At 59.6% G+C, this 21,462-nt stretch carries 19 protein-coding genes; 16 read left to right on the forward strand and 3 right to left on the reverse strand.

Annotated elements, in window-relative coordinates; translation table 11 throughout:
* Window positions 1-138 precede the first annotated feature (138 nt).
* Window positions 139-3,186, forward strand: coding sequence for an FAD-binding and (Fe-S)-binding domain-containing protein (locus RYB09_RS19250; RefSeq protein ID WP_316889780.1), 3,048 nt, complete (start codon window positions 139-141; stop codon window positions 3,184-3,186).
* 145 nt (window positions 3,187-3,331) lie between these two features.
* Here the strand turns inward: RYB09_RS19250 and yghX are convergent, their stop codons facing one another.
* Entirely contained in the window at window positions 3,332-4,219 is an 888-nt protein-coding gene (gene yghX, locus RYB09_RS19255) for a YghX family hydrolase (RefSeq protein ID WP_316889782.1), read from the reverse strand.
* Between the two features lie 402 nt (window positions 4,220-4,621).
* Here yghX and RYB09_RS19260 point away from each other — a divergent pair, with 402 nt between their 5' ends.
* The 11 genes from RYB09_RS19260 (at window position 4,622) to RYB09_RS19310 (ending at window position 16,043) form a co-directional block, all read left to right on the forward strand.
* Window positions 4,622-5,677, forward strand: a complete 1,056-nt coding sequence (locus tag RYB09_RS19260) for a GGDEF domain-containing protein (RefSeq protein WP_058401524.1) — start codon at window positions 4,622-4,624, stop codon at window positions 5,675-5,677.
* A 108-nt stretch (window positions 5,678-5,785) separates the two neighbouring features.
* Window positions 5,786-6,736, forward strand: coding sequence for a LysR family transcriptional regulator (locus RYB09_RS19265; protein WP_057403023.1), 951 nt, complete (start codon window positions 5,786-5,788; stop codon window positions 6,734-6,736).
* A 240-nt stretch (window positions 6,737-6,976) separates the two neighbouring features.
* Window positions 6,977-8,437 (forward strand): NAD(P)/FAD-dependent oxidoreductase, encoded by a 1,461-nt coding sequence (locus tag RYB09_RS19270; protein WP_316889785.1) that lies wholly within the window; start codon window positions 6,977-6,979, stop codon window positions 8,435-8,437.
* Window positions 8,434-9,408: an ABC transporter permease gene (locus tag RYB09_RS19275; protein WP_002553733.1), complete on the forward strand. Its 975-nt coding sequence runs from the start codon at window positions 8,434-8,436 to the stop codon at window positions 9,406-9,408. The genes RYB09_RS19270 and RYB09_RS19275 overlap by 4 nt, the downstream gene beginning before the upstream one ends.
* Window positions 9,405-10,325 carry an ABC transporter permease gene (locus RYB09_RS19280; protein WP_057403025.1) on the forward strand — a complete coding sequence of 307 codons (921 nt, stop codon included), beginning with the start codon at window positions 9,405-9,407 and terminating at the stop codon, window positions 10,323-10,325. Before RYB09_RS19275 ends, RYB09_RS19280 begins: the two co-directional genes overlap by 4 nt.
* Complete coding sequence (locus tag RYB09_RS19285) at window positions 10,322-11,320, forward strand: ABC transporter ATP-binding protein (RefSeq protein ID WP_057403026.1); 999 nt, start codon at window positions 10,322-10,324, stop codon at window positions 11,318-11,320. The genes RYB09_RS19280 and RYB09_RS19285 overlap by 4 nt, the downstream gene beginning before the upstream one ends.
* Complete coding sequence (locus tag RYB09_RS19290) at window positions 11,310-12,323, forward strand: ABC transporter ATP-binding protein (RefSeq protein WP_057403027.1); 1,014 nt, start codon at window positions 11,310-11,312, stop codon at window positions 12,321-12,323. The genes RYB09_RS19285 and RYB09_RS19290 overlap by 11 nt, the downstream gene beginning before the upstream one ends.
* A 51-nt stretch (window positions 12,324-12,374) precedes the next feature.
* Window positions 12,375-13,940, forward strand: coding sequence for an ABC transporter substrate-binding protein (locus tag RYB09_RS19295; protein WP_058401528.1), 1,566 nt, complete (start codon window positions 12,375-12,377; stop codon window positions 13,938-13,940).
* A 70-nt stretch (window positions 13,941-14,010) separates the two neighbouring features.
* Entirely contained in the window at window positions 14,011-14,538 is a 528-nt protein-coding gene (locus RYB09_RS19300; RefSeq protein ID WP_316889789.1) for a CMD domain protein, read from the forward strand.
* Window positions 14,538-15,125 carry a peroxidase-related enzyme gene (locus RYB09_RS19305; protein WP_005743666.1) on the forward strand — a complete coding sequence of 196 codons (588 nt, stop codon included), beginning with the start codon at window positions 14,538-14,540 and terminating at the stop codon, window positions 15,123-15,125. The genes RYB09_RS19300 and RYB09_RS19305 overlap by 1 nt, the downstream gene beginning before the upstream one ends.
* Window positions 15,126-15,245: 120 nt before the next feature.
* Window positions 15,246-16,043 carry a phosphodiesterase gene (locus RYB09_RS19310; RefSeq protein WP_316889792.1) on the forward strand — a complete coding sequence of 266 codons (798 nt, stop codon included), beginning with the start codon at window positions 15,246-15,248 and terminating at the stop codon, window positions 16,041-16,043.
* Between the two features lie 31 nt (window positions 16,044-16,074).
* On the opposite strand, the gene RYB09_RS19315 is transcribed toward RYB09_RS19310, so the two are convergent.
* Window positions 16,075-16,410 carry a DMT family transporter gene (locus tag RYB09_RS19315; RefSeq protein ID WP_004662130.1) on the reverse strand — a complete coding sequence of 112 codons (336 nt, stop codon included), beginning with the start codon at window positions 16,408-16,410 and terminating at the stop codon, window positions 16,075-16,077.
* Window positions 16,411-16,434: 24 nt separating this feature from the next.
* Complete coding sequence (locus tag RYB09_RS19320) at window positions 16,435-17,550, reverse strand: decarboxylase (RefSeq protein ID WP_057403032.1); 1,116 nt, start codon at window positions 17,548-17,550, stop codon at window positions 16,435-16,437.
* A 554-nt stretch (window positions 17,551-18,104) separates the two neighbouring features.
* Between RYB09_RS19320 and RYB09_RS19325 the strand changes: the two genes are divergently transcribed.
* Genes RYB09_RS19325 through RYB09_RS19340 form a run of 4 tightly spaced genes read left to right on the forward strand, consistent with a single transcriptional unit; the run spans window position 18,105 to window position 21,462 of the window.
* Window positions 18,105-19,175, forward strand: a complete 1,071-nt coding sequence (locus RYB09_RS19325; RefSeq protein WP_057403063.1) for a DUF6001 family protein — start codon at window positions 18,105-18,107, stop codon at window positions 19,173-19,175.
* The gene (locus RYB09_RS19330) at window positions 19,172-19,729 is read left to right on the forward strand and encodes a DUF6031 family protein (RefSeq protein WP_057403033.1); all 558 of its coding nucleotides are present in this window, start codon (window positions 19,172-19,174) and stop codon (window positions 19,727-19,729) included. Before RYB09_RS19325 ends, RYB09_RS19330 begins: the two co-directional genes overlap by 4 nt.
* The gene (locus RYB09_RS19335; protein WP_316889794.1) at window positions 19,726-20,982 is read left to right on the forward strand and encodes an aspartate aminotransferase family protein; all 1,257 of its coding nucleotides are present in this window, start codon (window positions 19,726-19,728) and stop codon (window positions 20,980-20,982) included. The genes RYB09_RS19330 and RYB09_RS19335 overlap by 4 nt, the downstream gene beginning before the upstream one ends.
* A 12-nt stretch (window positions 20,983-20,994) precedes the next feature.
* Window positions 20,995-21,462 (forward strand): type II toxin-antitoxin system RatA family toxin, encoded by a 468-nt coding sequence (locus RYB09_RS19340; RefSeq protein ID WP_005732080.1) that lies wholly within the window; start codon window positions 20,995-20,997, stop codon window positions 21,460-21,462.

Below are 21,462 nucleotides of genomic sequence, written 5' to 3' on the forward strand. Positions count from 1 at the left end.
AAAACGGCGTCTTTTACGTTTGCACTGAAGCATGACACGCCGGAGAATCACGATAACCGTTGATAACGCCATGCATACGAGCGTTTCGAAGCATACGTGCTTTGCATATAAAACGCCTAGCCAGCCAGGAAGACCACCATGATTGCGCTGTTGAAACCGACCTCCGAGCAGGTCGGTCACTATGACCGTTTCCTCAATGCCTTGGTGGAGGGCGGCTTTCGCGGCGAAATAGCCAGGGACCTCGGCTCGCGTACTGTGCTGGCCACTGACAACTCCATCTACCAGCGCCTGCCGCAGGCTGCGGTGTTCCCGATGGACAGCCATGATGTGGCAATTGTCGCCCGCCTGGCAGCGCGGCCCGAGCACAAGCAGGTGGTGCTGACCCCGCGTGGCGGAGGCACAGGGACCAATGGACAGTCGTTGACCAACGGCGTGGTGGTCGACCTGTCGCGGCACATGAACAATATCCTTGAAATCAACGTCGAGGAACGCTGGGTGCGGGTGCAGACCGGCGTGGTCAAGGACCAGCTCAACGCAGCGCTGAAGCCGCACGGGCTGTTTTTCGCGCCGGAACTGTCGACCTCCAACCGCGCCACGATTGGCGGCATGATCAACACCGACGCCAGCGGGCAGGGCAGTTGCACCTACGGCAAGACCCGTGACCATGTGCTGGAACTGACGACCGTGCTGCTCGGTGGTTCCTACGTCAACAGTCAGGCATTCAGCGCTGAGCAGCTGGCCAGCGAGCAAGCGCGTGTTGACCGTGCTGGCGATGTGTATCGCTGTGCGCAGCAGATCGCCGATACGCAGGCGCAATTGATCAAGGACGTTTTTCCGCCGCTCAACCGTTGCCTGACCGGTTACGATCTGGCGCACCTGCGTGAGGAAGACGGGCGTTTCAACCTCAACAGCGTGCTGTGCGGTTCCGAGGGGTCGCTGGGTTTTATCGTCGAGGCCCGACTCAACGTCCTGCCAATCCCCAAACATTCGATTCTGGTCAACGTTCGTTATGCCGGTTTCATGGACGCTCTGCGGGATGCCAAGGCGTTGATGGCGCACAAGCCGCTGTCCATCGAGACCGTGGACTCCAAAGTGCTGATGCTGGCCATGCAGGATATCGTCTGGCACGGCGTGGCCGAGTATTTCCCGCAGGACCCGGCGACGCCGACTCTGGGCATCAACCTGATCGAGTTCAGTGGTGATGAGCTGGACGAAGTGGAACAGCGCGTCCATGCATTCGTCGCTCACCTGCAAAAAGACACCTCGGTGGTGCGCCTAGGTCATACCCTGGCAACCGGCAGCGCTGCGGTAAACCGCGTCTACGCCATGCGCAAGCGTTCGGTAGGGCTGCTCGGCAACGTCAAGGGTGAAGCGCGGCCGCAGCCGTTTGTTGAAGACACGGCTGTGCCACCGGAAAACCTTGCCGATTACATTCAGGAGTTTCGTGCGCTGCTGGACAGCTACGGCCTGCAATACGGCATGTTTGGCCATGTTGATGCAGGCGTGCTGCACGTACGACCGATTCTGGACATGAAAGACCCTGCGCAGGCTGCGTTGATTCGGCCGATATCCGACGCCGTCGCCGCGCTGACCAAGCGCTACGGCGGGCTGCTGTGGGGCGAGCATGGCAAGGGCCTGCGCTCGCAATACGTGCCCGAATATTTCGGCGAGTTGTACCCTGCGTTGCAGGCGCTCAAGGCCGCGTGCGACCCGTTCAACCAGCTGAACCCCGGCAAGATCGCCACGCCTGCGACGGTGCCGGAATCACGCTTGACGCTGGTGGATGAAGTGACGTTGCGCGGTGATCTGGATCGCACTATCGATGAACGGGTCTGGCAGAGCTACGACAGCGCGCTGCACTGTAATGGCAACGGTGCCTGTTACAACTACGACACCGACGATGCCATGTGTCCGTCATGGAAAGCCACGCGTGACCGCATTCACTCACCCAAGGGCCGCGCTTCGCTGGTCCGGGAATGGCTGCGTCTGCAAGGCGAGCAGGATGTCGACGTCCTGACCGCCAGCGCCAGGGCGCGGAATGCCAATGTGCTGAAAAGTCTTGCCGAGCGAACTGTCAACAGCGTGGCCAGAGTAGCAGGGCAGAAGGATTTCTCTCATGAAGTCTACGATGCCATGGCCGGTTGTCTGGCCTGCAAGTCCTGCGCGGGGCAGTGCCCGGTCAAGGTCAACGTGCCTGAGTTCCGTTCGCGTTTTCTCGAGCTGTACCACAGCCGTTACCTGCGTCCGATCAAGGATTACCTGATTGGCTCGCTGGAGTTCAGCATTCCGCACCTGGCGCGCTTTCCCCGGTTGTACAACGCGATCATGGGCGCAAAACCGGTGCGTTACCTGCTTGAGCACGTCGCCGGTATGGTCGACAGCCCATTGCTCAGCCTGATGGACTTTCGCGCGGCCTGCGCCCGCTGGAATGTCGGCATTGCCACGCCGCAGCGTCTGGCCGCGTTGAGCGAGCAGGAGCGCAAACGTACGGTGGTGCTGGTTCAGGATGCGTTCACCCGATACTTTGAAACCCCGCTGGCAGCAGACTGGCTGGAGCTGATCTCGCGCATGGGTTATCAGGTTTATCTCGCACCGTTCGCACCCAACGGCAAGCCGCTGCACGTGCAGGGTTTTCTGGCTGCGTTCGAGAAGGCTGCCAGTTTCAACAGCCAGTCGCTTGGCAAGCTGGCAGGGTACGGCATTCCGCTGATCGGTCTGGACCCGGCCATGACCCTGGTCTATCGCCAGGAGTACAGCAAGACGCTGGGCAGCGAGAGCGTACCGACCGTCATGCTGCCGCAGGAATGGCTGGCTTCTGCGCTTGAGGAACAGTGTGGTGCTCCGTCAGGTGAGACGTATTACTTCCTGCCGCATTGCACTGAAAAGACCAACGAGCCCGCCAGTGTCGGCCTTTGGCAGAAAGCCTTCGCTCGCGCCGGGCTCAGGCTTGATGTGCTGGCCAGCGGTTGCTGTGGCATGTCCGGCACTTATGGGCATGAAACCCGAAACGCGAAAACCAGCGACACCATCTATCGTCAGTCCTGGCAGCCGCTGGTGGCCCGGCATGGCGTTGAAGGTCGACTGGTCGCCGATGGCTACTCATGCCGCAGCCAGGTCAAGCGCCAGGATGGCAAAGTGGTGCAGCATCCACTACAGGTACTGCTGGAACGGGTGAGGGCGCTATAGAGAGGACGCAGAGCGTCCAGAACGGCATGCCCACGCGGAGCATGGGCACGATAGTTACAAAACGATCGTTCCTCACGCTCCTGCGTGGGAATGCCTTGCGTGATGCTGCGCGTCACAGATCTGTGCCGCGCCGTTCGGCCAGAACTTAGACCAGGTACTTGTTGAACCACCCCAATGTGCGGTCCCAGGCCAGTTTGGCCGCGGCTTCGTCGTAACGCGGGGTGGAGTCATTGTGGAAGCCGTGGTTGGCGCCCGGATAGATGTACGTTTCGTACGTCGTGCCAGCCGCTTTCAGGGCTTTCTCGTACGCGGGCCAGCCTTCGTTGATGCGGGTGTCCAGTTCGCCGTAGTGAATCATCACCGGCGCCTTGATCTTCACCACGTCTTCGGCGTTGGGCTGGCGGCCATAGAACGATACGGCAGCGCCCAGTTCCGGGTACGCCACGGCGGCAGCATTGGTCACGCCGCCGCCATAACAGAAGCCGGTGATGCCGACCTTGCCGGTGCTCGCGTCATGCTTCATCAGCCACTCGATGGCAGCGAAGAAATCGTTCATGAGCTTTTCCGGGTTAACGGTCTGCTGGAGCTCCCGACCCTTGTCGTCATTGCCCGGATAGCCGCCGACCGAGGACAGGCCGTCAGGTGCCAGCGCGATGAAACCGGCTTTGGCCACACGACGGGCAACGTCTTCGATATAGGGGTTCAAACCGCGGTTCTCATGCACCACGACCACTGCCGGTACTTTACCGGTGGCTTTTGCCGGGCGTACCAGATAGCCACGAACCTGACCATGCCCCTTGGGTGAGGGGTAGGACACATACTCGGCAACGATATCCGGATCGGTGAATTCCACCTGTTCGGCCAGCGCGTAGTTGGGGCTGAGGGAAGCGAGCAGCGCGCTGGCGGTCAGGCCGCCGAAGGTGAACAGCGCAGCCCGATCGAGAAACTCGCGTCGATTGATCCGGCCGTGCGCGTAGTAGTCGTAAAGCTCAAGCAATTCAGGGGCAAAGTCTTTTGCAGTGAGACGTTCCATCAGTACGCTTCCTTCTGAATCATTCAGGGCTGCCTGCGTGTTGGCGGGCTGATGGGCGCAGCGCGATCAACACAATGTCCGGTCCCGATAGTATTTCCAGAACACCGGGATCGCTACTGCAAATTGAAGAAAAGCCGTCATCCCTTACCGATCTCGCCAACGAGCCTGATGTGCAGGCCCGTGCCTGCTGCCAGTGGTTCAGGAAAATCAGGCATCTAATTGCACTACTTGCCATCAGTGATGTCCATTTGACTCCTTCGGCACATGCCACGGCGTTTGCGCTGTGCAAACCAACATATTATCGAGCCGCCGTATCAAGCAGCGTCGGTTCAGGCCGACAACACATCATGATCTTCACCCCACGCTCATGGTCATATTCCACCTGCATTTCGAGATAACGTGATGATGACCCTCCCGACGGAAGACCGCACCCAGCTGTTCAAGGACACGGCTATCCAGTTCTGGAAACACATCACTCCGATCGTGTACGTCGCGCTGGGCATTCACTGTGTCTTGCTGGTGGTGTTCCTGGGGCTGGGCATGAAGGTCCTGTGGGTAGCGAACATCGTCAGCACGCTGCTCTACATCAACTGCCTTTACCTGATCCGCAGACAGCGCTATCGCCAGGCCGGACAGCTGATGTGTCTGGAAATCATCGGCCATGCACTGCTCGCGACATGGGAGTTGGGCTGGGAAAGCAACTTCAGCTTCTACCTGTTCTGCGTGATCCCGATCATTGCCTTTACCTTTCAACTGGTCGCTATCAGACGCATTGCCTATAGCCTGGCGATACTCCTGTCGCTGGTCGGATGCTTCGCCTTTCGCCGCCACATGGGGCAGGGATCCGGCCTTAGCCAGAACGTGCTTGATGCGTTCGGTATCGTCAACGTGCTGACGGCTACCGTCCTGTCGATTTATGCCACCGCACTCTCGGTACGTTTCACGTCGTCGATGCAACTGAGCCTGTTTCATATTGCCAACCGCGACAGCCTGACCAACCTTTATACGCGCAGGAGAGTGCTGCATCGCATACGCGAGCTGGAGGCAAGGCGTCAGGGGTTCTCGGCTTCACTGATCCTGCTCGACATCGACCATTTCAAACAGATCAATGATCTCCACGGACATGAGACCGGTGACGCGGTGTTGCAGCGGGTAGCCGAAGTCATCAGTTCAAGCGTGCGCAACAGCGATATGGCTGCCCGTTGGGGTGGTGAGGAGTTTCTGGTGCTGATGCCGGACACCGCGCCCGATGATGCACTGCGGGTGGCGGAGCGCATCTGGCGGCGTATCGCCGAAGAGGCCGGTCAGATCGATGAACGCAGCATTGCGGTCACCGCAACCCTTGCCATGGCAACCCTTGCCGCGGGCGAGACCTTTCAGATAACCCTCAATCGTGCCGACACGTCGCTTTATCTGGGCAAACAACAAGGCCGAAACCGGGTAATGATCGCCGGGTGAGGTGTTCATTCACCCAGTGCTCCATCAGCGTGTAGACTTTCGCGCTTTGAACAGAGGGCGCATTGCGTCGCGCTTCCTCATTGGCTATGTATCGATCAAGGCATGCTTATGGATTTGCGTCAGCTCGAAGCCTTCGCGGCGGTCATGTCGGCAGGCAGTGTCACTGCTGCCGGGAAAATGCTTGGCCGTTCTCAGCCATCGGTTACACGGGCCATTCAGGAGCTTGAGCAGGAATTGGGTTTTGCCTTGTTCGAGCGCAGCGGGCCGAAGGTCACGCCTACCCACAAGGCGTTCATGATGTATGGCGAAGTGGAGAGCGCGTTGCTGGGCGTACGGAATATCCGCCAACGTGCGCAGCATATTGCCCAGGAAGAAAATCACCAGATCAAGCTGGTAGCGATCTCGGCCCTGGCGGCTGGTTTGCTGCCCACGGCCTTGTCGCGCTTGCCTGAGCATCTGCGTCCACAGCAGATCCAGTTGCAGAGCATGTCCCCGGAGAATGTGGTTCAGGCGGTGTTGTCGAAAACCATGGACCTGGGCGCGGTAAGCCTGCCGCTGGAGCATCGCGGCCTGGAAATCCACTGGATCGGCGAAGCGCCTTGCGTGGCGGTATTGCCTGCCGATTCTGCGCTGGCCAGCCATGAAGTGCTGTCGATGGAGCTGCTGCGTCAGCAAACGCTGATCACCATGGCCAACCCGTATCGCTTTCGTCGACGCATCGACAAGGCGTTTCAGGACGCGGGCGGTCAGCCGCCGCGCATGCTTGACACCAATACATCCCTGATCGCCATGCAAATGGCCAGAGTCGGGCTGGGCATTGCGCTGGTCGATCCTTTCACCGCCATCGGCGTGCCGTTGCAAGGTGTGGTGGTCCGGCCAATCGCCTGCAACATCCCGTTTTTCTTCGGTCTGATTTCAGCCTTCGCCAGCCCGTTGTCCGATGTGGCAAGCGCGCTGATCGATGAGATTGCCGACAGCGCAAAAACCCTGTTGCCGGCAATGATCATGCACGAAGCCAGCGCGCACGATGCTCTGTTGCAGAGCATTTATGCCGAGTGAGCGAGAGGTGCAATGCGTGTCGTGACGCCCCACGGCACAGCACGCGAAGCTCGTTAAAATTCCATTCAGGAATATCAATATGCTTTTTTGCGCATTGCGAGAATAAAAAGCGCCTCTTACTATTCGAATTAAGCATTCAAAGGCTTAAAGAATTCATTTAATGCGACATTGGAATGATTCTTGAAGTGTTTGAGTCACCGCTTGGGCTTGTGGCCCGAACATTTTTTCGAGTACCGATCAATGTCAGATGTAAATGCACCCGCTGGTCTGGCGGCCCTGGAAGCTCGTTTGCAGCAGGATCTGGCCTGGCTGGACCTGCCTGCCAAGCCCTGGGTCAAAGCCAGGATGAGCGCCGGGCAGGCAGTGCTTGATGTGGCGATCATCGGCGGTGGCATGGCCGGTCTTGCTCTGGCCGCAGAACTGCGCAACCTCGGCGTGGCGGCGGTGATTTTCGATCAGTCCCCGGCCGGTTTCGAAGGCCCTTGGGCAACCACCGCGCGAATGGAAACCCTGCGTTCGCCAAAGCAACTGACCGGACCGGCGCTGGGGCTACCGGCGCTGACGTTCCGCGCCTGGTACGAAGCGCAATTCGGTATCGACGGCTGGGCATTACTGGACAAGATTCCACGCCTGCAATGGGCCGAATACTTGCGTTGGTATCGCAAGGTGCTGGCGCTGGACGTACGCAACGAACACCGGGTGAGCCGGGTCGCACCCAGAGCGGACGGCCTTATCGAACTGGATATCGTGACGCCTGTGCAAACGCAATTCCTGCTGGCCCGGCATGTGGTGCTCGCCACGGGCCGTGACGGTCTGGGCGGCCCCTGGGTGCCGGATTTTGCCCGGCAGTTGCCGGAGCATTTGTGGACGCATTCGGCGGCGGGCCTGCAGGATGGCTGGTTCACCGGTAAACGTGTGGCAGTCATCGGTGGTGGCGCATCGGCCATGGACAGCGCCGCCACTGCGCTTGAAGCGGGCGCAACGCGGGTTGACCTGCTCATCCGGCGCGCCGAGCTGCCTCGCATCAATAAAGGCAAGGGGGTCGGTAACCCGGGCATGGTTCACGGTTATTGGCGCCTGCCGGATATCTGGAAATGGCGCATTCGTCACTACCTGAACACCCAGCAAGTGCCACCGCCACGCGGCAGTACGCTCAGAGTGTCTGGTTCGGGCAGAGCCCGCTTCATGCTCGACAGCCCGGTGCTTTCAGTCGAACAGAACCCGGCTGGCGGCGTGTGGCTGAATACGCCCACAGCGCGTATCGAGGCCGATTTTGTGGTGTTTGCCACCGGGTTTCGTACTGACTTCCGCCTGCGCCCTGAATTTGCCCCGTTTTCTTCGCAGATTCGCGTCTGGCAGGATCGTTTCGACGCGCCGCAAGGTGAAACCGATAGCGAACTGGCGGTGCTGCCGGATCTGGGCAATTGCTTCGAGTTTCTGGAAAAGACCCCCGGCGCCTGTCCGGGGCTGAACCATATCCACTGCTTCAGTTACCCGGCAGCGCTGAGCTATGGCGCGGTATCCGGGGATATTCCTGCCATCAGCGAAGGCTCCAAGCGTCTGGCTCATGCCTTGGTCGGGCAGTTGTTCAATGAGGACATCGTTCTGCATTTCGACACCATGCTCGATTACGCCGAACCGGAGCTGCTGGGCGATGAGTGGGTGGCCAGCCAGCCGACCGCCGAAGAGCTGCGCCAATGATCGGCTGGGCGTTGCGCAGGCTCACTCAGTCGTTGCTGGTCATTCTGTTGATGACCGTGGTGGTGTTCGTCGGCCTCAATGCCATCGGCAACCCGATGGACATTCTGGTGGGTGAAGACCTCAATCAGGCCGAACGTCTGCAGGCCATCGCCCATTTGGGGCTGGACCAGCCGCTGTGGCAGCAGTACCTGATTTTTCTCAAAGGCGCGGTTCACGGCAATCTTGGGCAAAGTTTTGTGTACCACGAAGATGCCATGCGCCTGATTCTGCAACGCTTGCCCGCGACCTTTGAGTTGGCGTTCAGCGCCCTGTTTCTGGCTGTGGTCATCGGTGTGCCGCTGGGCATGTTCGCCGGTATGTACCCCGAGCACCCGCTGTCCCGGCTGATGATGGCCGCCAGCATCGTCGGCTTTTCGCTGCCGGCGTTCTGGGTGGCATTGATGATGATCATGCTGTTCTCGATCACGCTGGGTTGGTTGCCGGCCAGTGGCCGGGGCGAAACCCGCGAATGGCTGGGCGTGCAATGGTCATGGCTGACGCTGGACGGTTTGCAACATCTGTTACTGCCTGCGCTGAACCTGGCGCTGTTCAAGATTTCCCTGGTGCTGCGCCTGACCCGTGCCGGAGTGCGCGAGGTGCTGCCTCAGGAGTTCGTCAAATTCGCCCGGGCCAAGGGCCTGTCGCCGATGCGTGTGATGTGCATGCACGTCATGCGCAACACCATGATCCCGGTGGTGACGGTGCTGGCCATGGAACTGGGCTCGACCATCGCCTACGCCGTGGTAACCGAGAGCATTTTTGCCTGGCCCGGTGCGGGCAAGTTGATCCTCGACAGCATCAACATGCTTGATCGCCCGGTGGTGGTCGCTTACCTGATGGTGGTCGTGGTGATTTTCGTGGTGCTCAACCTGATCGTTGACGGCCTGTATTACCTGCTGGACCCACGCGTACGCATCGAGGCGTCCCGATGAATGTCATTGAAAAAGCCCCGATCGGCAGCACGCTGTTGCAGGCCCAGTCACCCTGGCGACGAGTGTTGGCCGAGTTCTTCAGCTCACCGACTGCGGTGACAGGCCTGATGGTCCTGTTGATCATCGTGCTGGTGGCTGTCTTGGCGCCGTGGATTGTGGTGCAGAACCCCTACGACCTGATGCAGCTCAACGTCATGGACGCGCGCATGCCGCCTGGCAGCCTCAATGGGGACAGCGGTTACACCTATTGGCTGGGTACCGACGGGCAGGGCCGCGATCTGGTCTCGGCGATTATCTATGGCCTGCGCATCAGCCTGTGGGTCGGCATTGGCTCGGCGTTGATTGCGGCAGTGATCGGCACGTTGTTGGGGCTTGTATCTGCGTATGTAGGCGGCTGGGTCGATGCCTTGCTGATGCGTCTGGTCGACTTGCTGCTGTCATTCCCGGTCATTCTCATGGCGCTGATGATTCTCGCCTGGCTGGGCAAGGGCGTCGGCAACGTGATGCTCACCCTGATAGTGCTCGAATGGGCCTATTACGCCCGCACAGCGCGCGGTCAGGCGCTGACCGAAAGCCGCCGTGAATACGTTGATGCAGCGCGCGGGCAGGGCGTTGGTCCGCTACGCATTGTGATCGGCCACATTCTGCCCAACTGCCTGCCGCCGCTGATCGTGATCGGCGCGCTGCAAATCGCCCGCGCCATTACCCTGGAAGCGACCCTGTCGTTTCTCGGTCTGGGTGTGCCGGTGACCGAGCCGTCACTGGGGCTGCTGATTGCCAACGGCTTTCAGTACATGCTCAGCAATGAATACTGGATCAGCCTGTTTCCGGGGCTGGCGCTGTTGATCACCATTGTGGCGATCAATCTGGTCGGTGACCGTCTGCGTGATGTTCTCAACCCGAGGTTGCAGCGATGAGCCTGCCTGAAGTGTCAGCACAGCCAACCCTTGATGTGCGAGGGCTGTGCACCTCGTTCCATACCCGCGCAGGCGTGCTGCCGGCGGTGCGTGATGTGTCCTTGAGCGTGCAGCCGGGGCGTATTCTCGGCCTGGTCGGTGAGTCGGGTTCGGGTAAATCGGTCACCGGGTTTTCGATCCTCGGTCTTGTCGATGAGCCGGGGCGCATCAGTAGCGGGCAGGTGCTGTTCAAAGGACGTGATCTGACCAAACTGTCTGCCTCGCAACTGCGCGGTATTCAGGGCAATCGGGTGGCGATGATTTTTCAGGACCCGATGATGACCCTCAACCCGGTGCTGCGGGTCGACACGCAAATGGTCGAAGCGGTGCGCGCGCATAGCCCGCTCGGCAGGCGCGAGGCCCGCGAGCATGCCAGTCGTACTCTGGCGCTGATGGGCATCGCCAGCCCTGAAGAGCGCCTGCGCGCCTATCCGCATCAACTGTCTGGCGGCATGCGCCAGCGGGTGGCGATCGCCATCGCGCTGCTGCACGCCCCGGACCTGATCATTGCCGATGAGCCAACCACTGCGCTGGACGTCACCATTCAGGCGCAAATCCTCAGCGAGGTGCAGAAGCTGGTACGTGAGCAGGGCACCTCACTGATCTGGATCACCCATGATCTTTCCGTGATCGCCGGGCTGGCTGATGACGTGGCAGTGATGTACGCCGGACGTATTGTCGAACAAGGCCCGGTCGCCGAGGTGCTGGATCGCCCGCAACATCCTTATACACAGGGGCTGATCGACAGCCTGCCAAGTCGCAACAAGCGTGGCCAGCGCCTGCGTCAGATACCCGGCATGGCGCCGGACCTGCTGTCGATGCCTGCCGGCTGCGCCTTTGCGGCGCGCTGCTCCAGAGCGTCGCAGATATGTGTACAGACCGACCCCGAACCCCACGAGGCGGGACCGGGCCAGACGGTTCGCTGCTTTCATCCGGGAGCTGCCGATGCCCAGTGATCTGATTCCCCTTATCGAGCTGCACCAGGTCAGCAAGATCTTCGGCAAACCAGTGGCTGAACACTCTCTTCAAGGACTGCTGCAGCGACTGCACCTGACCCGTCCGAAACCGGTGACCCATGCGGTGGACCGAGTCGACCTGCGGATAATGCGTGGCGAGGTGGTCGGGCTGGTGGGCGAGTCGGGCTGTGGCAAATCGACCCTTGGGCGCATGGTCGCCGGGCTGCTGCCGGTCTCGTCAGGTATCGCATCGGTGGACGGCAAGCCGCTCGACAGCCTGACGACGCAGGAGCGCAAGGCGCTGCGCCTGAAAGTGCAGATGATTTTTCAGGACCCGTCGTCAAGCCTTAACCCGCGCCTGCGGGTCGACCGTATCGTCGGGGAGGGCGCGCTGCTGCATGGCCTGACCGACCGTAAAGGGGCCGATGATTACGTCAGTGCCCAGTTGCAACGTGCCGGGCTCAGCCCGCAGTTGCGCCAGCGCTATCCGCATCAATTCAGCGGCGGTCAGCGTCAGCGCATCGGCATTGCCCGTGCGCTGGCGGTGCAACCGGAACTGCTGGTGTGCGACGAGTCGGTGGCGGCTCTGGACGTGTCGATTCAGGCGCAGATTCTCAACCTGTTCATGGACCTGCGCGACGAACTGGGGCTGACCTATCTGTTTATCAGCCATGACCTGGGCGTGGTCGAGCACCTCTGCGACCGCGTGGTCGTGATGTACCTGGGGCGGGTGGTCGAGACCGCATCGGTCGATGACCTGTTTGCGCGTGCCAATCACCCGTATACCCAGGCCCTGCTGGCGCAGATCCCGCGCTTTGATATTCGCAGTACCCGTTATGACGCGATCCAAGGGGAAATCCCCAGCCCGCTGAACCCGCCAACCGGGTGTCATTTCCACCCTCGCTGTCCGCACGCCATGGCGCGCTGTCGCGAGGAAGTTCCAGCGCTGAGGGAGGTTTCGCCGAACCACCAGAGCGCGTGCCATCTGAATGATCAACGCTGAACGAGCGCCTGAAGCTCGTCACCCTCTGCCATTGCGTACAAGGAATCACCCATGAAACCACTCGTTCGTTCGTTGTTAGCGTCGGCCCTCGTTCTGGCCGCTGGCAGTGTCTCGGCGCAGGACTTGCGTATCGGTTATGCCGACCCGGTATCGTCGCTCGATCCTCAGCTCAACAACTATGCCGGCGACCGCTCGGTGGCGCTGCATGCCTTTGAATCGCTGGTCAGCCGCCGCGATGACAAGACTCTGCCGGGCCTCGCCAAGAGCTGGAAGGTCGTCGACGACACCACCTGGGAATTTGCCCTGCGCGATGACGTGAAATGGCAGGACGGTACGCCGCTGACCGCCGACGATCTGGTGTTCTCCTTCGAGCGCGCCCGCAGCGTACCCGGCAGCGTCGCGTCTTACGCAGGTGCCATGCGCACCGTTGAATCGGTCAAGGCCAAGGATGAGCACACGCTGATCATCAAGACCCGTCTGCCCAATGCCAACCTGCTGCCGGACGTCGATTCGATCTACATTGTCAGCCGCCATGCAGGTGCGACCGCCAGCAGCGCCGATTACAACTCGGGCAAGGCCATGATCGGCACCGGTCCTTACCGGTTTGTCTCGTTCGTGCCTGGCGATCGCACGATCTTTGCCCGCAACGACAGCTACTGGGGCGCGAAACCAACCTGGGACAAGGTTGATTTTCGTTTCATTGCCAACGCTGCCAACCGTACTGCTGCATTGCTGGCGGGTGATGTAGACGTGATCGACAAGGTGTCGCCCACCGATGTGGAGCGTCTGCGCAAAACGCCGAATGTCAATGTTTTCGCCTATCAGGGCTTGCGTGCGCTGATCATTCAACCGAGCTTCCGTGCCGGGCCGAACGAGTTCATTCGTGACAACGCAGGCAAGCCGCTGGCCGAAAACCCGCTGCTGGACGTGCGGGTGCGCAAGGCGCTGTCCCTGGCGATCAACCGCCCGGCCATCAACGAACGCATCATGCAAGGCACCGTTACCGAGGCCAACCAATGGATGCCGGCTAACACCTTCGGTTACAACCCGCAGATCAAGAACATCCCTTACGACGTCAAGCAAGCCAAGGACCTGTTGGCGCAGGCAGGCTTTCCCGAAGGCTTCCAAATGACCGTTCATGTTCCGGGCGACCGTTACCCGCAAGCGCCGGAAGTCATGCAGGCAGTGGCGCAGTTCTGGACGCGGATCGGCGTCAAGGTCCAGCTGGAGGTATTGCCGTGGGCGGTGTACGCGGGCAAGGCCAACAAGAATGAACTGGCGATCAGTGTGATTGCCTGGGGCAACGGGACCGGCGAAGCGGCATATGCCCTGACCAACATTCTGACCACGGTCGACAGCACCAAGGGGCAGGGCGCGTCCAACTGGGGGCATTACAGCAATCCGCTGGTAGACAAGGCTCTGGCTGATTCGACCGCCGAATTCGACGAGGCCAAACGGCGCAAGATTCTTCAGGACTCGGTCCAGGTGGTCAGCGACGACGTCGGCATCATCCCGCTGTTCCACTACCAGAACATCTGGGCGGCGCGCAAAGGCCTGAAGGTAGAGCCGCTGGTCAGTGACCGCACGGCGGCAACCATGGTTACCGAACAGCCTTGATCTCCTTTCATTCCTGCGCAGCTTCTTGAAGCGGCTGCGCGCATGCAACCACAGCATTGCAGGACCTGTCATGACATCGACCACTGAACATTCAACGCCTCCGGACACTCTCGATAGCCTGTTGGGCATTGCGCCGGGCAGTCCGCTGCACACAGTTCGACACGCGCGGGACAAGGTCGCACTGGCCACCCAGGGTAGCCAGGATTTGTTTTTTGCTCCGACGCTGGAGCACAACCTGTCTTTGAACGAGCGCCTCTGGGTTGCTTATTACGCGACCCTGCTGAGCCTGCAACCGACCCTCAGCGAGCATTATCTTTCGCAATTGCAGGCGACTGGCGCGCAGGCAAGCGTACTGGCCGATGTGAGCGCCAGCCGAATCGATCTGCTGGAGGACCCGCGTCTGGCTGCGATCCTGCGTTTTACCCGCACCTTGATCGAGTCTCCGGTACACGGCGATCAAAGCGCGTTGCAGGCGCTGCAACATCAGGGCCTGAGCACCGCTGAAATCGTAGTGCTGGCACAACTGATCGCATTCCTGTCCTATCAAGTGCGTCTGGCCGCAGGGCTGGATGCGTTAAAGTCTGCCGGAGCAGCCTGATGAGCGAACTGATTGAAATTGAGGGTTTCACCAATCAGGTACTGGGCTGGAAAGCCTGGCTGCCAACCGTGGACCTGAACAGCGCGACCGCCGGGCAGGTTGCGGTGCTTGAAGAAAGCCATCCTCAGGCCAAGACGTCGGATTATTACCTGACCCTGGCACATCACCCAGACATACTTCGCCAGCGTTCACAGGCGTTCAACGCGATCATGTACGCACCGGGTGGCTTGTCGCGCGCCGAACGGGAACTGGCGAGCACCGTTGTGTCGCGAATCAACCGCTGCGTCTATTGCGCGTCAGTGCATGCGCAACGCTTCGAACAACTGGCCAAGCGCAATGATGTCATCGCCCAGGTATTTGCCGACCCCCATACGGCAGGTACGACCGCACGTGAAAAAGCCATCGTGCAGTTCGCCATCGACCTGACGCTCGAACCGGCCTCGCTCAACGCCGGGCACATCAATGCACTGCGCGAGCAAGGGTTGGACGATGCGCAGGTGCTGGACCTGATTCACGCCATCTCGATATTCGCCTGGGCCAATCGGCTCATGCTCAATCTGGGAGAACCGGTGTTTCCCGAGGTTTAAAGCCTGCGGTGTTCTCAATCGCTGCCGCGCTTCAGTAATGGCCGGGGCGAAGTCTGGCCCGGTCGTTGCAGGTTCACTGCATAAGTGAACAAGCGACCTGGACACGATTGAGGTAATGGAATGCTGATAGCGCACATTTCGGACACACATGTACGGCCCAGAGGGCTGCTTTATCAAGGCGTTGTCGATTCGAATGCAATGCTGGCGGCTGCCGTCGACACGATAAACGCCCTGGATCCGCCGCCTGATCTGATTCTGTTCAGCGGTGATCTGGTGGACGAGGGGCGACCCGAGGAGTACGCAATGGCCCGAGAGCTGCTGCAGCCGCTGCGCCAGAGGCTTTTGATGATACCGGGCAACCATGATCATCGGCAGAACCTGCGTAATGCCTTCCCGGAGCACAATTACTTCATCAATGAGGAAAACTGCAGCTTCGTCGACTCGGGTTGCGCGCCGATGCGCATCATCGGACTGGATATCAGCGTGCCCGAACAGCACCACGGCGATATGACCGATACTGCCACCCAATGGCTGGATCGCACGCTGGCGCTGGAGCCTGACAAACCGACGCTGATCATGATGCACCAGCCGCCGTTTTCAAGTGGCATTCACTGCATCGACGCCTATCGCTGTGAAAGAGGCGAGCGGCTGGCCGAGGTTGTCTCCAGATACCCGGCTGTCGAGAGAATCGTTTGCGGTCATATTCATCGTTTCATGCAACTGCGCTTTGGCGGCACGCTGATGTGTACGGCACCGAGCACGACGACGGCCATTGCCTTGCAACTGCACCCGGAGGCTGCCGACGCTTCCTATGTCGAGCCTCCAGCGCTGCTGCTGCACCACTGGAAGGCCGACACTGGTCTGATTACCCACTGGGTGCCAATAGGCCGTTTCGAAGGGCCTTTTGACTTCGCTTGAACCGACGTATCAGCCTGGCAGCCAGACGCTGTCAGGCCACTTGTTCCTTGGCCAGATTGACCAGAATGATGCCCGCGATGATCAGGCCGATACCGCTCACGGCCATTAACGTGGGCACCTGTTGATAGCGAAACGCGGCAATGACAGTGATCAGCGTAATGCCCAACCCTGACCACATGGAGGTGATCAGGGACATGGGCAAGTCCCGTTGTGCATACCCCAGGCAGACGATTCCGAGCCCGTAGCCCGCGATAGAGGCAATAACCGGGACCCAGCGGGTGAAGCCGTTACTTTCTTTCAGTGCGATGGTCGCCACTGTTTCAGCGACAATTCCTGCGAGCAGGAACAAATAGGCTTTTATGAGCATGGCGGCAGATCGCTTTTCAGGCATTCAGGAAGGGAGAGAAATGATGCGGTCGGCGTAAAACCCGTTGAACGGGGTGCGCAAGGACACCGAGTAAGCGCCGGTCGATTGGAATTCCAGCCAGTCGCTTTCCCTGATATCGCTGGCGAGCGTGTAGGGGAAGGCCAGGCGATCCATGCTGTCGCAGGTGGGGCCGAAGATATTGAACGTGTTTTCCGCTGCACCGGTGTAAGGGGTGCCGTCCCGCCACACGCGTGCGGGAAATTGCAGCCACTGCTGGGCTGAGAGCAAACCGCCAAAAATACCGGCACCACAAAAAACACTGTGTTCGCGTCTTGAAAGCACCCGTGCAAATAGCGACATGCCGCCGTAGACCAGGCCACGGCCCGCTTCGCAGATCAGGTTCAGGTCCTTCAGTGTCGGGCTGGTCTGGATATGCTCGCAGACTCTGCCAACCAGGTCTGGCGTATTGCCCATGGAGTTCAGGTAATTGCCCGGAAACCCGCCACCGATATCCAGGTGCCTGACGTGCTCGGCGGTGTCGCGCACAATGGCATCGGCGTCATTGAGGGCAGCGAGCCACGGGCCGTCTTCAATGGCTTGCGAACCGACATGGAATGACAGCCCGAGTGACCAGTCGGTGCTGGACGCCACTTGATGCACCAGTTGCGTCGCTAACACCGGACTTGCCCCGAATTTTCCTCTGAGATCATAAACCGCCGTCGACTCGGAGGGTGCGTAGCGCACGAACAGGCTGATCGTGCTGTCGCGCTCGGGCAACACGTCCCGCAACTTCGAGAGTTCCTCCTCACTGTCGAGCACAAATGAACGCACGCCATACCGATAGTAGGCCTCGTGCAGGCAATGGCGGGACTTCACTGGGTTCATCAGGTATTGAACTGCGTTGGGCAGCGTGTTGTGTACCGTCTGCACCTCTGCAAGCGACGCCACGTCAAAATGATTGATACCGCCCTGGCTCAAGGCTTCAAGTACCTGCACAAGTGGATTGGCCTTCATTGCATACAGCACGGTACCTGGAAAACAGCCACTGAATTGCTGCGCATTCCGAGTGATCCAGCGCGGGTCAACGGTATAGAAGGTGTCGTTGGTGTCGTCGGCTAATTGTGCAAGAAGTGTGTCCACGTTGAACTTCCCTGGCTTCGAAGTGTGAGCAGAGTTTGAGCAAGCTTCGTGCCACTGCTTTATCAGGCGGCTGAACAAACTTGACGGCAGTGATCTAATAAACATGTATACAAGACGATAAGCCAAAACAGTGCGATTTCGACGCTATTGAGTCGGCGTGGTGCAGTTGCTTACGTGCCCTGAAATAATAAACATGGATAGCACTTTGCTACTTTTAAAAGTGGCTTATACATAATTAGATACATATATTAAAGTTGTCATATTTCGAAGGTTTACGAAAAAAAGTCAGTGAATTTAAAAGCTTGCTGATCTTTCGGTCACGCTTCAGACCGGCGTTGGCGATTATCTGGCACCTTGCCAATACACGATGATCAATAACGGTGGCACGCCACTTGCTGGGTACAACATCGTGAAGTAATGGGGGGTTGTTCCATTGCGTCAGCGCTCGCGTTAACGACGACAAAGTAATTCATGGTCATGGATCAGGCAGGGGGTTGCTCGGCAAGCCGAATAGCAGCCCCAATGAAGTCACCGTTATCGAGTGGAAGGTGTACATGGATTTTCGTGCTTTTTATTCAGGCAACGCCCTGCAGTTTCTGGCCTCGCGCCAACTTGCTTTTTCTGAACTGGAAGAGGTTGTGAAACGCCAGTATGCCGATGCACAACTGGCGCTGATCAGCAGCTCTCCCGTACATGGCATCGCTAATGCGGCCAGTGATATAGACCTGATATGTGTGACTGATGATCGGCAGTCCGATCAATCGATGGCCTCGCAGATTTACCACAATGAACACCATATGGAAGTGGTGGCATTTGCCCGCGAAGAAGTTCACAACGCGTTCTCCCAACTGGCGACGGACGCACACAAAACTACCGCACAGAAACTCGTTGCGTTCAAGCAGTGGGACAAGCAGCAGGCGGTATCGCGAAAGTACCTGGAGCGCTTGGTCTGCGCGGTTTCGACCGACCAGTCGCTTCCTTATCTGGACAGTCAGAAGGACTTGAGTTCGATCTGGTCGGTGGCAGCGTTCGATGACTTCCGCCAGAGCGCCTGCTTTTCAGTGCTGGCCTGGCGCAGTGGCGAATACCGCGCGGCCGCCGCCTATGCCTGCAACGCCGCACTGTTTCTGATGAACGCGACGCTGGCCAGCCACGGCTGGGTCAACTCCAATCGCAAGTGGACACTCCTGCGATGGGACCGCGCGCTCAACAGGCACGGCATGCTGAATGACGACGGCCTTGCCCGTGCCATCGGGCAGCTGTGGCAACGCGCCTATCCTGCCTGCCGCAATGGATTGCAGGGGGCAGGCCTCATGCAATTGTGTGAATTGACCCAGCTCGCCGAGCAAACCTTTGCCTGCGAAGCGGACTATGCCGCGTTAAAACCAGGTATCGAGCGTTCCGCCGCCAGTGCGTTTTTGCCGGGGGTCGACTTTGTGCTCACCGACGATCAACAGGCGACGCTATTGGTACGTGTGGATGTGCCAGAGCTATCCAGCACCCGCCCGATCGATCTTGCCGAGCAATCCCCCGAGGCTGCCGCCTGTCTTCTGCGCGCTGCGCGTGCCGGACTCGTCAGCTTCTCACTCAAGGATCACAACCCGATGCAGGGAGCACACGCATGAGTGCAATTTCAGCACAGGCCGCCGGTCGCCAGTGGTTTCCCCGGCTGAGTGGCGGCTATGTATACCCGGCAGGGCCTTACGCGCAAAAGCTGATATCGGTGGCCTGGTTGCTGATGACCGAGCTTGAAGCCTATCTGGAAGACCTCGAAGGCGCAGCGAACGAGCCTCAAGTGGTGGATGCGCTGAGAATCAAGCTGGCTGAATTGATGGTCGACATTGACTGCCGACTCGCCGGTGCCGACACCCCGAACGAGTTACACCAGTTCGCCTTGTTCAGTGAATACGGGCTCACAGACGTCATTGCTCACTCCGGGCCAGTCGCCGTCGAATGGCTGGGCGTCCCCACGGATACCGATGCCGACCGGATTGATGAGGCAAGCCGGTTGATCGAGCTGTTCAAGGAAGTTCTGCAAGCCTTTCCCGGAAAGCTGTTCAACCCGTTGCTGCCGGGCACTCAGGGCCAGGTCCTGCGGACCCTGCGTGACTGGGACCGCTCCTGCCGACTGGCAGGACGCGATGCTGCCTTTCTGGCTCCTTTGATGAGGTCTCTATGAACAGTCATGTCATGACCGCGCCTGCAAGTGTGCCATTGCGCAAATCATCGTTTGTCGAGCGTTACGGGGCGGTATTCGGCCGTGAGCAAGGCCTGATGTTGCGAATGGCAGGGCTTACCGCAGCCGAGCACTCGGCCCAGGGTTCGTGGATAACCGACGATACCGGTCGGCGCTGGCTGGACTTTGGATCGTTCGGCCTGCATCTGCTGGGCCATCGGCACCCCGAGGTGGTCGCTGCTCTAACGCGGCAGGTGACGTCGCTGGGCCTTTCCAGCCGGATATTGGCCAACGAACCCAGCCTCAGTGCGGCTGAGCGCCTGGTGGCCAGTGTCGGTCGGCCAGGTAATGGCGTGCTGTACGGCAACAGCGGTTCGGAGGTCATCGAAGCGGCGCTCAAACTGGTGCGCATGCAGACCGGCAAGCGGCGAATCATCGCTTTGACTCATGCTTATCACGGGCGTACCAGCGGCGCGCTGGCGGTCAGCTATGGCTACAGGGGCCACGCCTCGCTGATGCATGCCGAAGATGTGGTGTTCATCAATGCCGGTGATCTGGACGCTGCACGCAAGTCACTGGCAGAAGGCGATATTGCTGCGGTCATCGCCGAGCCTGTTCAGGGAGAGGGCGGAATCAGGCCGGTGGACCTGAGCTTTCTGGGAGAACTTGCCGGGCTATGTCGCGAGCATGACGCGTTCATGATTCATGACGAGATTCAATCAGGCCTGGGGCGCAGCGGGTCGCTGGTCTGCGGAGCGCCAGCCGACATCATCGTGTTCGGCAAAACCCTGGGCGGCGGCGTGTTCCCGGTGGCCGCCGCCATTTACGACAGCAGCCGGTTCGGCGCACCCGCGCGTGATCCGGTTGTGCATGCCTCGTCCTATGCGGGCAGCGCCCTGGCCGGGGCAGTGGTCAACGCGGTGCTCGACGTGGTTAGCGATCCCGCATTCTGCGAACGCGTCAATGAGCTGGGGCAAGTGGCCATGGAAATCCTGCGCAAACGTCTGCCGGACTGCCCGGCGGTGGCTGAAGTACGCGGTAGCGGCCTGATGATCGGTGTGGAGTTCACTTCCAGTAACTATGTGGCGCAGACCCTGATCGAGGCCGCACACCGCAATGTGCTGCTGGCTTTCTGCCTGAGCGCAACCCGGGTACTGCGGGTTTATCCCGACGCGACCATCACCCGGGACGACCTCGAACAGGGCATCAACAGTTTCTGTGATGCCGTCGACGCGGCCTATCGTTCCATCCAATGACGGAGAGTTCCTATGCCTGATGTATCAACCAGCGTGCTTCTTGGTGACTTCGAGCCTGGCGAAGTGTGGCCGATCCTCTCGGACTTCGCCCGCTATCCCGACTTCATGAGTGATGTATTGGAGGTGATCGTTCACCCCCGGCAGAGTGAATATGTCTCCAGTACGTGGCGAGTATTGATTAACGGCAGCGAGCTGACCTGGACCGAGCAGGACTGGCTGGTGACGAACGAGCGCATCGAGTTCAAACAGACCGATGGCGACCTTGAGGTCTGGTACGGCGAGTGGCTGCTGATACAACGCGCCGATGGCTTGCATGTGGACCTGAATGTCACCTTCGACCTAGGCATCCCGTCGCTGGCCGAGGTTTTGCACCCCATTGGTGAACGCGCGATTCGCGCCAATAACATCCAGATGCTCGACGGTATACGCAATCAATTGCTCGCTCGCCGTCATCAGCGGGTTGCGGCAGGGGGCTGTTGA

It is taken from the genome of Pseudomonas syringae group sp. J254-4 (assembly GCF_032586855.1).
Taxonomy (GTDB): Bacteria; Pseudomonadota; Gammaproteobacteria; order Pseudomonadales; family Pseudomonadaceae; genus Aquipseudomonas; species Aquipseudomonas amygdali.

Bases quoted from the DNA above. Each gene is read 5' to 3' on its own strand.
- RYB09_RS19265 (WP_057403023.1), top strand. From the start codon at position 5,786: ATGGATTTGCGTCAGCTCGAAGCCTTCGCGGCGGTCATGTCGGCAGGC.
- RYB09_RS19295 (WP_058401528.1), top strand. From the start codon at position 12,375: ATGAAACCACTCGTTCGTTCGTTGTTAGCGTCGGCCCTCGTTCTGGCC.
- RYB09_RS19300 (WP_316889789.1), top strand. From the start codon at position 14,011: ATGACATCGACCACTGAACATTCAACGCCTCCGGACACTCTCGATAGC.
- RYB09_RS19305 (WP_005743666.1), top strand. From the start codon at position 14,538: ATGAGCGAACTGATTGAAATTGAGGGTTTCACCAATCAGGTACTGGGC.
- RYB09_RS19315 (WP_004662130.1), bottom strand. From the start codon at position 16,410: ATGCTCATAAAAGCCTATTTGTTCCTGCTCGCAGGAATTGTCGCTGAA.
- RYB09_RS19335 (WP_316889794.1), top strand. From the start codon at position 19,726: ATGAACAGTCATGTCATGACCGCGCCTGCAAGTGTGCCATTGCGCAAA.
- RYB09_RS19290 (WP_057403027.1), top strand. From the start codon at position 11,310: ATGCCCAGTGATCTGATTCCCCTTATCGAGCTGCACCAGGTCAGCAAG.
- RYB09_RS19270 (WP_316889785.1), top strand. From the start codon at position 6,977: ATGTCAGATGTAAATGCACCCGCTGGTCTGGCGGCCCTGGAAGCTCGT.
- RYB09_RS19330 (WP_057403033.1), top strand. From the start codon at position 19,172: ATGAGTGCAATTTCAGCACAGGCCGCCGGTCGCCAGTGGTTTCCCCGG.
- RYB09_RS19310 (WP_316889792.1), top strand. From the start codon at position 15,246: ATGCTGATAGCGCACATTTCGGACACACATGTACGGCCCAGAGGGCTG.
- RYB09_RS19250 (WP_316889780.1), top strand. From the start codon at position 139: ATGATTGCGCTGTTGAAACCGACCTCCGAGCAGGTCGGTCACTATGAC.
- RYB09_RS19260 (WP_058401524.1), top strand. From the start codon at position 4,622: ATGATGACCCTCCCGACGGAAGACCGCACCCAGCTGTTCAAGGACACG.
- RYB09_RS19340 (WP_005732080.1), top strand. From the start codon at position 20,995: ATGCCTGATGTATCAACCAGCGTGCTTCTTGGTGACTTCGAGCCTGGC.
- RYB09_RS19280 (WP_057403025.1), top strand. From the start codon at position 9,405: ATGAATGTCATTGAAAAAGCCCCGATCGGCAGCACGCTGTTGCAGGCC.
- RYB09_RS19285 (WP_057403026.1), top strand. From the start codon at position 10,322: ATGAGCCTGCCTGAAGTGTCAGCACAGCCAACCCTTGATGTGCGAGGG.
- RYB09_RS19325 (WP_057403063.1), top strand. From the start codon at position 18,105: ATGGATTTTCGTGCTTTTTATTCAGGCAACGCCCTGCAGTTTCTGGCC.
- RYB09_RS19275 (WP_002553733.1), top strand. From the start codon at position 8,434: ATGATCGGCTGGGCGTTGCGCAGGCTCACTCAGTCGTTGCTGGTCATT.
- yghX (WP_316889782.1), bottom strand. From the start codon at position 4,219: ATGGAACGTCTCACTGCAAAAGACTTTGCCCCTGAATTGCTTGAGCTT.